This is a genomic window from Aestuariibaculum sp. YM273 (assembly GCF_030908365.1).
GTDB classification, from domain to species: Bacteria; Bacteroidota; Bacteroidia; order Flavobacteriales; family Flavobacteriaceae; genus Aestuariibaculum; species Aestuariibaculum marinum.
This window is the reverse complement of sequence record NZ_CP133090.1, coordinates 2,163,643-2,176,801: the sequence shown is the minus strand read 5'-3', so window position 1 is coordinate 2,176,801 and position 13,159 is coordinate 2,163,643. Positions and strand designations below refer to the sequence as shown.

The following is a 13,159-nucleotide window of genomic DNA, read 5'->3' as shown; positions in this document are numbered from 1 at the left end:
AATAGACTAACTTTTAAATTCCGGTTTAAAGGCCTTATAATAGTCGTTAAACTTTTCCTGAGAATCCATGTCTTTATGATCGTCATTTTTGAAAAGCTTCAAATACAACTCTAACTGATTAGGTTGCTGGTACCCTCGAATAGGCGCAATTAAATCGCCTTTTTCATCCATAAAAATTATTGTAGGATACGCACTCACCTGAAAGTATCTTGTTAATTCGTGAGCCGAGTTACGACGATTAGCTAATTCCGGTTTGTATCCCGGGTTTGAAAACGTCTTCCCTTTGTAACTCACCTCATCGTTTCCTTCAGCATTAAACTTAACGGCGTAATAATTTTTATTTACATAATCGGCGACATCGGCATTATGAAAGGTATTTTTATCTAACATTTTGCAGGGTCCGCACCAACTGGTATACACGTCCATCATAATCTTTTTTGGAGTTTTCTTTTGAAGCTCTAAAGCCTCTTCTAAACTCACCCATTTTATCTCTTGTGCTAAACCGCTAACTGAAGTTAAAGCAGCCAACAATAATATAAATCCTATTTTTTTCATAACCATTTAGTATCAAAACCTATGCCTAACTTACAAAAAAAGCTCCGAAAATGGAGCTTTTTAAATGTATTTAACCTTTATAATCGATTAACGCACACCATGCATTAATTTTTTCAATAATGGATTTAATGCCAGAATTAACAACCCGGCTACAACAGGCACAATCGTAAATATCAAGAAGAATGTAGATAAACTATACTCTTTAGTAATGTTTTCAATTTGCCCACCTACAACAGCTGCTAATTTGTTTCCAATGGCAATGGCCAAATACCACATACCAAACATTAAAGCAATCATTCGTGCTGGCACTAACTTACTAACATATGATAATCCAACAGGCGATAAACATAACTCACCAAGCGTATGGAATAAATAAGCTAAAATTAACCAGATCATACTCACTTTTACTCCTTCTTGAATACCATAAGAACCAAACGCTAATAACCCAAAACCAACAGCCATGATAATTAAACCTAAAGCATATTTAGCGGCAGCTGACGGATTGTATTTACTCTCCCACCATTTCGAGAAGAACGACGCAAATACAATAATAAAGAATGAATTTAAAATACTAAACCACGATACTATAATCTCCGATCTATCTGAAGAAAACTCTCTTACTAACATCCAACCAACAATTGACCACATAAATAAGAAACATACAGCAAGCACAATGTTGGAATATGGAATCTTTTTATATGTTTTCTTCCATAAATCATATAACACATATGTAATTATGCATAGCGGCACAACAGTTAATATGGCATTAATAATATTAAATGTAAGAGCAGAATTACCCGTTAACACACGATCTACATTATCTCTAGCAAACAACACCAAGGAAGATGCACCTTGCTCAAACGACAACCAAAAGAATACGGTAAAGAATGCGAAAATGATAAACGCAATCATACGATCTCTAACAATAGCTGAATATCTAAAAATACGTCCGATTACTAAAACCAAGAATAATACTAAGGCGATTAAAACCGCCACATACTGACCTTCAAGCGCACCGACTTTAAACGCCGAAAACATATCGATTCCTGCAATTTTAGACATTGGATCGTTAATCGCATACCCTAAACCTACAATAGCACAGATAATCATTAACACTTTATCCACTAAAGTAAATGGATTTGGTTTTTCTTCTACCTCATCTTCGTCAACTTTAGCCACGTGATCATCACCATCAACAGTATCTTCTACCTCATGTGTTTTAGTTGGTTTCTTTCCAATGTTTCCAAATAGGTTTCCTGAAAATGCAAACTGAAGTGTTCCTAATAACATAAAAATTCCTGCAAGACCAAATCCGTAAGACCATCCTATTTTTTCAGCTAAATAACCACAAAGCATCATTCCGAAGAACGCTCCGGCATTTACCCCCATATAGAAAATGGTATAAGCACCATCTTTCTTTTCTGGGTTTTTCTTATACATTTCAGAAATGATAGATGTGATATTTGGTTTAAAAAACCCAGTACCAACTACCAATAAGCCTAAACCAAAGTATAACGAAAATTCAGTCTCTACCGCCATTGAAGCATGCCCTAAAGTCATGATTATAGCACCTATAATTACCGCCCAACGGTAACCTGTTAATTTATCGGCTACTATACCACCCACAATAGGGGTAATGTATAATAACATGGCATAAGTACCGAATAAAGCGCCTGCATTTTCGGCAGACCAACCCCACCCCGGATTATCACCAATAATAGAAAATGTTAAAAAGTTAACCAGTAACACACGCATTCCGTAAAAGGAAAAACGCTCCCACATCTCCGTAAAAAATAATACAAACAACCCTGCCGGATGCCCTAAAACTTTGTCTTTAAAAAGATTTTCAATATCTGTCGTCATATATAATTAATGGTTGAATTATTTCTATTTTAAAATGAAGCTTTTACTCCTCGTGCATATCACGTTCGTTATCTTCAGCTCCATGAGTTAAGGCTTCTAATTTATTTCTAAACAACATTACGAGTGCTCCAAAAATCACACAGAAAACCGCAATACCTGTAAAGATGGTAAACTCACCCAAGCTTTCAGAAGCTTCACCCAACACACCTGCTACTTTATTACCCAAACCTGTCATAGCGAAATAAATACCCATCATTAACGATGCATATTTTACTGGCGCCAGTTTCGTAATGTATGATAGAGCTACTGGAGAAATACAAAGTTCCCCAACGGTATGAAATAAATAAGCTAATACTAACCAATACATAGCAGATGATCCAGCACTCTGATATTGAGCTGCCGCAGCCGTCATAAAGAAAAAGCCTGTTCCCATAATGATTAAACCAATGATCATTTTAAACAAAGACGTAGCTACTTTACCCTGCAATTTTCGTTTAGCCCAATACCCGGCAACTGTAGTTCCTAAGAAAATGATAAACATCGCATTTAATGACTGGAACCAAGATGCTGGCACTTCCCAACCAAATAAGTTCCTGTTGGTATTATCCATTGCATAGATATTCATTAATCCTCCAGCTTGCTCAAAAGCACCCCAGAATACAATTACCAATAAGAAAGATATAAACAATACCACCACTCTATCTTTTTCAACTTTAGTAAGTGGTTGATTCATTAATTCTTTATCTGCTGAACCTTCAGAACCTCCTAAAAAGTTTCCAACGTGTTGTAAATGTTTTTGACCTGCAACATATTGAATAAGCCCTAAAGCCATTCCTATACCCGCTAAACCAAATCCATAATGCCATCCATAAACTTCACCTACATAACCTACAATTAAACTGGCTAAAAATGCACCTACGTTTATTCCGATATAAAAAATAGTAAATCCTTTATCACGTCTTACATCACCTTGTTTGTAAAGACCTCCAACCATTGTTGATATATTTGGTTTTAACATCCCTACACCGGCAATGATTAATCCTAAACCTGTATAAAAGGCCCACATCTGCTCGATAGCCAAAATACTATGACCTGCTACTAATAAAATTCCTCCATACAACACGGCTTTCTTTTGCCCTAATATCTTATCAGCAATCCAACCACCAGGAATAGACGCTACATAAACCAACATAGTATACCAGCCATATAAAGCTAAAGCCTCTCCATTAGACCAGCCTAAACCAGCATTAGCCCCTTGAGTTTCGGCTACTAGATACAATACCAAAATGGCACGCATTCCATAATAAGAAAAGCGTTCCCACATTTCTGTAAAAAACAGAACATACAGCCCTATTGGATGTCCAAATAATTCTTTGTGTTTAGTTGTAGTAATTGTGTCTGACATAAATTTTGTGTTAGTTATTTATACAAACTAAGCTGTATGAATACAGCTTAGTTGATTTTATTATAATTTATCTCCTAAATTTTCGTTCAGGAAGTTAGTCATTTTTTTGTAAAGGTGTAGCCTGGTATTTCCACCATAAATACCATGATTTTTATCCGGGTAAATCGCCCAGTCAAATTGCTTATCGGCTTGTACTAAACTCTCTACTAATCGCATCGTATTTTGTACATGTACATTATCATCAGCAGAACCATGAACTAAAAGAAAATCGCCTTGTAATTTATTTACATGATTAATTGGGGAGTTGTCGTCGTAACCACTTGCATTGTCTTGTGGCAATCCGTTATAACGCTCGGTGTAAACGGTATCGTAGAAACGCCAGCTTGTTACAGGAGCTACAGCTATCGCCATTTTAAAGACATCATTCCCTTTAAACAAACAATTACTACTCATAAAACCACCAAAGCTCCATCCCCAGATTCCAATACGGGTTTCATCAACATATGGTAATGCTGCTAATTGCTTAGCTGCAGAAATCTGATCTTCGACTTCGTATTTTCCTAATTGCTCGTAAGTCACTTTTTTAAAAGCCGCTCCTTTATAACCTGTACCACGACCATCAACACAAGCAATAATATAACCTTCTTGCGCTAAATGTTGATACCAGTAATCGTTATAAGAACTCCATGTATTGGCTACTTGCTGTGAACCTGGTCCAGAATACTGGAACATTAACACCGGATATTCCTTATCTGCATCAAAATTAGCAGGCTTAATCATCCACATGTTTAAATCGTTCCCATTTACATTAATGGTACTAAATTCTTTTGCAGAAATGGTATAGTCTGATAATTGCTGAACAAGTGCCTTGTTATCTTTAATATTCTTAACAACATCTCCTGTCGACGCTTTATTTAATGTATATACCGGCGGTGTTGTTGTATTTGAAAACGTGTTAATGAAGTATGAGAAATCGGCACTAAAGTCGGCACTGTTTGTTCCTTCAGCTTGGGACAAACGTTTTTTACTACGGCCGTTTAATTTCACAGAATACACATCGCGGTTAATTGAACCGTTTTCCACAGACTGATAGAAAATTCTACCACTCTTTTCATCGTAACCGTAATACGCTGTCACTTCCCAGTTTCCTGTTGTTACCTGATTAATTAACTCTCCTTTTTTAGAATAGTGATAAATGTGATTATAGCCATCTTTCTCACTCGTCCAAATAAAACTATTGTCTTCTAAGAACGTTAAGTTATCGGTAACATCAACATAAGCTTTATCGGTCTCTGCTAACACTAAAGACGATGTGTTTTTATCAGCATCAATCAACCATAAATCCAATGCATTTTGTTTTCTGTTTAAATAATGTGCACTTAACACATTAGCATCGTTGGTCCACTTGATTCTTGGAATATAAAAATCGTTGTATTCCTTATTTACTTTAACAGCTTCAATGGCTTTTGTATCTAAATCATATAAATGAAGTGATACTAAAGAATTCGCCTCCCCTGCTTTTGGATATTTGAACACCTGCTGTGATGGATACAGGCTTTCTCCATAAACATCCATAGAGAATTCTGGTACATTGGTTTCATCAAATCGGATGAAGGCAATTTTAGTTCCATCGGCATTCCATTCAAAGGCACGAACAAAAGCAAATTCTTCTTCGTAAACCCAATCTGTTATACCGTTTATAATTTCATTTTTAACACCATCGGTAGTAACCTGAGTAGTTGCACCTGATGTTAAATCTTTTATATAAATATTGTTATTATACACATAAGCTACTTTCGATCCGTCTGGTGAAAATGTTGGTTCCTGAATTCTTTCATCTGAAACCGAAACAACCGATTTATCTGCTACATTATACACATAATAACTACCTAATACCGAATGACGGTAAATCGATTCCTCATCAGTTGCTAAAAGTACTTTCGTCTCATCTTCACTAAACGTATAATTTGTAAAATAGTTTAATTCTGAAATGTTTCTAGAATCAACTAAGGTTGTTACTTTTTCTAATGTTTTGTAATCGTAAATATCTATTGAAGTCGAGCGTGTACTTCTATCGAAGTTAAACACAGAATATTGCTGGCCATTTGCCATAGAATGAAGTACATCCATACGTTCTGTTCTAAACGTACCATTCCATATTTCTTCAAGGGTAATTTGCTTATTTTGAGCGGTTAAACTTGCTACGAATAGTACGCAAACGCAAAACGATAATTGTAGGTATTTCATTAAAAAAAATATTTATTTCGTAAAGAGAGCCCAATTTTACTAAAAATAATACAAAGCACCCTTTTTATTAACACTTTAATAACGTCTTTAAATAAAAAAATCGAGTTTAATATTGCATTTAAGTATGCTATCTTTGCGAAACAAACCTCTTCAAAGGAAATTTGAAGTATTGAAAAAATAACAACCAGAATTCGGGGTTCGCCACGAAGCATTCCAATCTCGATTATCGAGTAAACGAACATCTTATGAGTAAATCTATTGCCGGTTTTTCAAAACTATCGAAATCAAAGAAAATTGATTGGATGGTAGAAACCTATTTTTCTAATGCCGAACAAGCCAAAACGGTATTAAAGCAGTACTGGAATACAAACGAAAAATTACAAACCCTACACGACGAGTTTATTGAAAACACCATAACCAATTACTATTTACCCCTTGGTGTGGCGCCTAACTTTTTAATTAACGACACCCTGTACACCATCCCTATGGCTATCGAAGAAAGTTCGGTAGTGGCGGCAGCCAGTAAAGCTGCTAAATTCTGGTTAGATCGCGGCGGATTTAAAACAACGGTAATTTCTACAACCAAAATTGGTCAGGTGCACTTTATGTATCATGGTGATAAAGACACTTTAAAAAACTATTTTAACCATATAAAACCGCAACTGATAGAAGACGCCAAACCAATCACCAAAAACATGGAGAAACGTGGTGGCGGTATTTTAGATATTGAGTTAAGGGATAAAACCAACGAAATAGATGACTACTATCAGCTTCACGCATCTTTTGAAACACTTGATGCCATGGGGGCCAACTTCATCAACTCTTGCTTGGAGCAGTTTGCTAAAACTTTTAAAACTGAAGCTTTAGCATTCGATAAATTTAATGACGAAGAAAAACAAATTCAAATCGTCATGAGTATTCTTTCAAATTATGTCCCGGAATGTTTGGTTCGTGCCGAAGTGAGTTGTAAAGTTGAAGATTTAACCGAAAACGAAAACATTTCGGCTGAAGAATTTGCCACTAAATTTGTTCAGGCCGTTAACATTGCTGAAATTGAACCTTACCGTGCCGTAACCCATAACAAGGGTATTATGAACGGTATTGACGCGGTGGTTTTGGCCACCGGAAACGATTTTAGAGCTATTGAAGCTTGCGCTCATGCTTACGCTTCTAGAAATGGTAGATACAGTAGCTTATCGCATGCCAAAGTTGAAGATGGCATGTTTACCTTCTGGATTGAAATGCCACTAGCATTAGGAACTGTTGGCGGATTAACAGGATTACATCCGTTAGTAAAATTATCCTTGGAGTTACTACATTACCCTAACGCTAAAGAGCTCATGCAAATCGTTGCCGTTGCCGGATTAGCTCAAAATTTTGCTGCATTACGCTCACTAACAACAACCGGGATTCAACAAGGGCATATGAAAATGCATTTGATGAATATTTTAAATCAGTTTGAAGCTACTAATGAGGAGAAACTTATTTTAACCGAGCAGTTTAAAACCCAAACTGTTTCACATAGCGCCGTAGTTGAAGCCATTGAAACCTTACGTTCTAAAAGCAACTAAACCTATGCAGCAATTCTATAGTAACGGTAAACTTTTAATTTCAGGAGAATATGTTGTGCTTGATGGAGCAAAAGCATTAGCGCTACCAACAAAGTTTGGACAGTCTTTAATCGTTACACCTCTCGATGACCCCAAACTCATTTGGAAAAGTTACAATAGTGATACATCGTTATGGTTTGAAGGGACTTTTGAAATTGAAAATGGCAAACTGAAACCAAATCAAAATAATGAGACTTCAGATAGAATTATTCAAATTATACAGGCTGCAAAAACCTTAAACCCTGATTTTTTATGTTCAAATCAAGGCTATACTATTTCAACAGCATTAACATTCCCAAAAAACTGGGGGTTAGGAACATCATCCACCCTTATCAATAATATTGCTGATTGGGCAAAGATTGATGCTTTCGAATTGTTGAAAAACACCTTTGGCGGTAGCGGGTACGATATTGCCTGTGCTCAAAACAACAACCCCATTACTTATCAAAGAACACCAAATGGAATTCAAGTCAACACCTTAGTTTTCAGCCCTGAATTTAAAGAACACATCTATTTTGTGTATTTAAACGAAAAACAAAACAGCCGTGAAGGTATAGCAACGTATAACAGCAACAAATCGAATATTGAGCCTGTTATTTCTGAAATTAATGCGATTACCTCGCAACTTATTAGCTGTACATCTTTAACATCTTTTGAGGACTTATTAACGCAGCATGAAGCTATTATTTCAAAAGTCACCAAGCAACAACCTGTTAAAGACCGGTTATTTCCAGATTTTAATGGCGTTATAAAAAGTCTTGGTGCCTGGGGAGGTGATTTTGTTTTAGTGACGAGTGAAGATAATCCAACGGCGTACTTTAAAGAAAAAGGTTACCATACCATAATCTCATACTCCGATATGATTCTATAAAAAACCAAAAGAGCAACGTTATATAATGTTGCTCTTTTGGTTTTGCGTTAGGGGTTGAAAAGGAAAGCCCACAGCGATTATTCGCGCGGACTTGTATTGTAAAACCCGACCCGAAGGGTAACGCAATAAATTTATTTACCATACAAAGCACCATAGGTTGTGCAGGCTCTGTAATCGGCAGATTCTTTATCCATTCCAAATGAAGCCCAAGCGCTAGGACGAAAAATTTTATCCTCCGGCACGTTGTGCATATTAACAGGCATACGAAGCATTGAAGCTAAAGTAATCAAATCTGCTCCAATGTGCCCATAAGAAATCGCACCATGATTAGCACCCCAATTTGCCATGACGCTGTACACATCTTTAAATGGTCCTTGCCCTGTAAGGTTAGGAACAAACCAAGTGGTTGGCCAGGTTGGATTTGTACGTTCGTTAATGGTATGATGTACTTCTTCTGGTAATTGTACAGTTTGTCCTTCAGCAATTTGTAAAACAGGTCCAATACCCTTTACAATATTAATTCGACACATGGTTACAGGCATCCCTCCTTTTGTTTTAAAGGTAGAAGAATAGCCACCACCCCGAAAATATTCTAACATTCCAGGTCCCCAAGTAGTATTTTCTAAACATTTATCAACTTCTTCTTCTGTAATATCCCACCAAGGCTTCATTACTGGTTGTCCATCAATAGTTTGTTCTCCTGTACCATCTAATGCAGATGCTCCTGAATTTATTAGGTGGATAAATCCATTAGAGGCCTCACCTGTTAAGGTGTATCCTGTTACTCGTTTCACCGATTCCGGACTCCAATACGTACGCACATCACTAAAAATTTGAGCAGATCCCGTTAATAAGTGACCGAACAACATAGACACCCCATTTAAACTATCGTTTTCTGTTGCAAACATAAAAGGCTGACGAATACCATTCCAATCGAAAGAGGAAGTCAAAATAGCCTCCATAAAATCACCATTCGGGAAATGGTCTGTCCACTGTCGTTGCCCTTGAAATCCTCCTGAAATAGCATTATGCCCAAGTGCCTCTTCTCCATAGCCCAACTCTTTCAATTTAGGATTTCCAATCATTAAATCGCGCCCTATAAGTGCCATCTTTACCACAAACTCCCAATCTTGATCTAGCTGCTCCCTTGTTTTTAGCTTTCCTTCTGGGTTGTAATTCTTTCCTTCCTTACAATTTGCCTTAGTCCAGGCCAATGCTTTTTCATATTCTTCTTTATCGTAAATCTCCTGCTCTATACGTCGTGTAAACTCAGACATATCCACATTCTCACAACGCATACCTAAATACCTTTCAAAAAAATCAGGATTCACAATAGACCCTGCAATCCCCATAGAAACAGAGCCCATAGATAAATATGATTTCCCTTTCATGGTAGCTACAGCCAGACCTGCCTTTCCGAAAGCCAACAATTTCTCCTGTACATCTTTAGGTATCGATGTATCATCACTATCCTGCACATCTCTACCATATATACTAAATGCAGGCAGGCCTTTTTGGTTATGTCCTGCCAATGCAGCTGCCAGGTAAACTGCACCAGGACGTTCGGTACCATTAAATCCCCAAATCGCTTTTGGTATTAAGGGATCCATATCGATTGTTTCACTGCCGTAACACCAGCAAGGTGTTACCGTTAAACTAAGCCCAACGCCTTCTCTGGAAAATTTATCTGCCGAGGCTGCTGCTTCGGCAACACCTCCTATGCAAGTATCTGAAATAACGCATTCAACCAAACTGCCATCTGCATGTCTTAAATTATTTGACAAAAAATCGGCCGCACGCTTAGCCATATTCATTGTACTTTCTTCTAGAGATTCACGCACGCCATCAAGTCGACCATCTATAACAGGACGAATTCCTATTTTTGGCAGCTTCCCTATTAATGTTTTGTAATTCATCTTAATTTCTTATATAGTTTATGTTGCTTGCTTATGCTTAGGTTTTAGTAGGTAGGACACTAAAAAGCCCACTAAAAAAATGGCCATAGTACCAAATACTATAGTTAAATACGTATGAAAGGAGGCTCCAATAGAATCCGGTCCAAAAATACGTTCTGAAAATGTCAACCACAGAATCACTAAAATTCCTGCTATCATCCCAATAATTGCCCCAGTAGCGCGTTTCACTCTTGCGCTCATAGCTAATAGGAATAAACCTAACATTCCTCCACTAAAAATTGAGGATAATTTCCACCAGGCATCTAAAGCACTTTTCACATCAATCATAGCAATACCAATACCAACCCCAATTAAACTAATAATAGCTGAAGACATGTATAGCACTCGCATATGCTGTTTGTTAGATGCTTTTTTATTGATATACCGATTATAATAATCGGTTAGAAATACTGTTGCAGAACTATTAAAACTGGTTGAAATCGTGCTCATACCTGCTGCAAAAATAGAAGCAATCATTAAACCTGTTAATCCAGGTGGTAAGGCATTTACAATAAAATACGGAAACACTCTGTCGGCTTTTGCTACATCCTGTAATTCTACAGGAAGAGTTTCAGCAGAATGATAATAGCCAAATAAAGCGGTTCCTATAAACAGAAACAATATCGAGATTGGCAAATAAATTAGTCCGCCTATTAATGCTGAACGCTGCGCTTCTTTGTCTGACTTTAAAACCATATAGCGTTGTACATAATTCTGATCGATACCATAATTCTGAAGGTTGATAAATACACCATAAATAAGAACCACCCAAAACGTAGGTTCGGTTAAATCGAGCTTAAAACTCCCCAAACTAAACTTGTTATATTCCGCTCCGATTGAAAATATCTGAGATGGCCCTTCTGGCATACTGAATAACATATAAACAATACAACCCAGAGCGCCAACAATTAAAATAATTCCCTGAATAGCATCGGTCCATAACACAGCTGTAATACCTCCTAACATAGAATAAACTGCTACAATAATACCTGTAAATAAAATGATAGTAGCAATATCCCAACCTACAATTGCATTTAAGGTTAGAGCCAGTAAATAAAGAATAGTGCCTACGCGCATGAGTTGGGTTAACAAATAACATAGGGACACATAAATTCGTGCCCAGGCACCAAATCGCTGCTCCATAAAAGTATATGCCGATGGACTATTGATTTTTCGATACAGCGGCACAAAATATTTTACAGCGATTAGAGTTGCAATGGGTAATGACAAACTAAACACTAATGCATTCCAATTAGACTGAAATGCGTTACCCGGTAGAGCCAAATAACTGATGCTACTTACAAAAGTTGCAAAAATTGACATGGTAACCACCCATCCGGGTATATCTTTATTGCCAACCGTATAAGATTCGGATGTTTTATTTCTTTTAAAAAAAGAACCTCCAAATAGGGCAATTCCTCCTATGTAAAGAAAAAACACAACAAGATCTGTAAAATTCATTAATTCTTTTAGATTTTAGTTAGGTTGGCAAAAATAATATCTTTTTAAGTTTAATTTGGTTAAGATTAAACTGGTATGTCTTTATTAACCCAAGATAGTTTCTATTTCCTTTTTTATCCGGTTTACGCTATCTCTAACCTGAGACATTTCCTTCTCTTCAAATGTATTAAATGGTGGCGCAATGTAGGGTTTAATTAAGCCCAATACCGATAACGCCGATTTTAATCCTTTTAAATAGCTCGATCCGTAAGATCCTATAGTATATATTTTTGTAGCGACATCCATAACCAAATTTTGTAGCACCCGAATGCGGTCGAAATCTCTCGCTATAGTTGCGTTATACAATTCAACATACAACTTCGGAAACATATTCGCCCCACCGTTAACACCGCCGCTACCTCCCATTAAAATGGTTTCTGAGGTGATTTCTTCAGGACCTACCAATAATGAAAAGTCTTCTTTCGCTTTCAACATATAACACAGCGACTGATAGTACACCGTGTTAGCCGAACTATCTTTCAATCCAATAATATTTGGATGCTCGGCTAATCGCAATACCGTACCTCTGTCTATATTTACTTTGGTATGTGAAGGCATATTATAAAGAAATAAAGGTAAACGCAATTGACTTGCCAAACTCCAGTAGTACTTATATAATTCTTCCTGACCCAAACCATAATAAAATGGTGGTGCAGCAACCACTGCGGTGGCTCCGGCCTGATGGGCAATATGCGCTAAATGTAAACTCTCTTCTATAGATGTATCGGTAACCCCAACAAACACAGGAATTCTTCCGTTTACAATGCGGCAGGTTTCATTAATTAAAAGCTCTCTCGTTAAATAGCTTAAACTGGTAGACTCTCCTGTTGTCCCTAAAATAAACACCCCGTGAACCCCTCCTGCAATTAAATGTTCTAATAATTTATTTACACTTTCAACATCAAGAGAAAGATTATCCGATAATAGCGGTGTCACCATAGGAGGTACAATTCCCTTAACAATGGTTTGGTTTGTTCCTGTAGACATATTAGCAATGCTTATTTTATTTGGTTTAGCTTAATTTACAATTAATCTATCATTAACTGCTACTTAAATTTAAGAATATCACAACAAAATAATGCAACTATCAACCATCGGTCAATTTTATAAATTTAAAATTAAGGCATAAAAAAAAAGCGGAACAACATTGTTC

9 protein-coding genes are annotated in these 13,159 nt (G+C 36.8%); 2 read left to right on the top strand and 7 right to left on the bottom strand.

Annotated elements, in window-relative coordinates:
- Nucleotides 1-6: 6 nt before the first annotated feature.
- The 4 genes from RBH94_RS09195 to RBH94_RS09180 form a co-directional block, all read right to left on the bottom strand.
- The gene (locus tag RBH94_RS09195) at nucleotides 7-555 is read right to left on the bottom strand and encodes a thioredoxin fold domain-containing protein (protein WP_307880640.1); all 549 of its coding nucleotides are present in this window, start codon (nucleotides 553-555) and stop codon (nucleotides 7-9) included.
- An 87-nt stretch (nucleotides 556-642) separates the two neighbouring features.
- The gene (locus RBH94_RS09190) at nucleotides 643-2,418 is read right to left on the bottom strand and encodes a peptide MFS transporter (protein ID WP_307880639.1); all 1,776 of its coding nucleotides are present in this window, start codon (nucleotides 2,416-2,418) and stop codon (nucleotides 643-645) included.
- 43 nt (nucleotides 2,419-2,461) lie between these two features.
- Nucleotides 2,462-3,823: a peptide MFS transporter gene (locus tag RBH94_RS09185; RefSeq protein WP_307880638.1), complete on the bottom strand. Its 1,362-nt coding sequence runs from the start codon at nucleotides 3,821-3,823 to the stop codon at nucleotides 2,462-2,464.
- 60 nt (nucleotides 3,824-3,883) lie between these two features.
- Nucleotides 3,884-6,070 (bottom strand): S9 family peptidase, encoded by a 2,187-nt coding sequence (locus RBH94_RS09180; RefSeq protein WP_307880637.1) that lies wholly within the window; start codon nucleotides 6,068-6,070, stop codon nucleotides 3,884-3,886.
- Between the two features lie 245 nt (nucleotides 6,071-6,315).
- On the opposite strand from RBH94_RS09180, the gene RBH94_RS09175 reads away from it, so the two are divergent.
- Together RBH94_RS09175 and RBH94_RS09170 are read left to right on the top strand one after the other, a co-directional pair.
- Nucleotides 6,316-7,641 (top strand): hydroxymethylglutaryl-CoA reductase, degradative, encoded by a 1,326-nt coding sequence (locus tag RBH94_RS09175; RefSeq protein ID WP_307880636.1) that lies wholly within the window; start codon nucleotides 6,316-6,318, stop codon nucleotides 7,639-7,641.
- A gap of 4 nt (nucleotides 7,642-7,645) precedes the next feature.
- The gene (locus RBH94_RS09170; RefSeq protein ID WP_307880635.1) at nucleotides 7,646-8,551 is read left to right on the top strand and encodes a GYDIA family GHMP kinase; all 906 of its coding nucleotides are present in this window, start codon (nucleotides 7,646-7,648) and stop codon (nucleotides 8,549-8,551) included.
- Nucleotides 8,552-8,682: 131 nt separating this feature from the next.
- On the opposite strand, the gene RBH94_RS09165 is transcribed toward RBH94_RS09170, so the two are convergent.
- From RBH94_RS09165 to RBH94_RS09155, 3 genes are all read right to left on the bottom strand, one after another.
- Nucleotides 8,683-10,467 (bottom strand): L-fucose isomerase, encoded by a 1,785-nt coding sequence (locus RBH94_RS09165; protein WP_307880634.1) that lies wholly within the window; start codon nucleotides 10,465-10,467, stop codon nucleotides 8,683-8,685.
- An 18-nt stretch (nucleotides 10,468-10,485) separates the two neighbouring features.
- Nucleotides 10,486-11,967 carry a sodium:solute symporter gene (locus RBH94_RS09160; protein WP_307880633.1) on the bottom strand — a complete coding sequence of 494 codons (1,482 nt, stop codon included), beginning with the start codon at nucleotides 11,965-11,967 and terminating at the stop codon, nucleotides 10,486-10,488.
- A gap of 84 nt (nucleotides 11,968-12,051) precedes the next feature.
- Nucleotides 12,052-12,993: a dihydrodipicolinate synthase family protein gene (locus RBH94_RS09155; RefSeq protein ID WP_307880632.1), complete on the bottom strand. Its 942-nt coding sequence runs from the start codon at nucleotides 12,991-12,993 to the stop codon at nucleotides 12,052-12,054.
- Nucleotides 12,994-13,159: the final 166 nt, after the last annotated feature.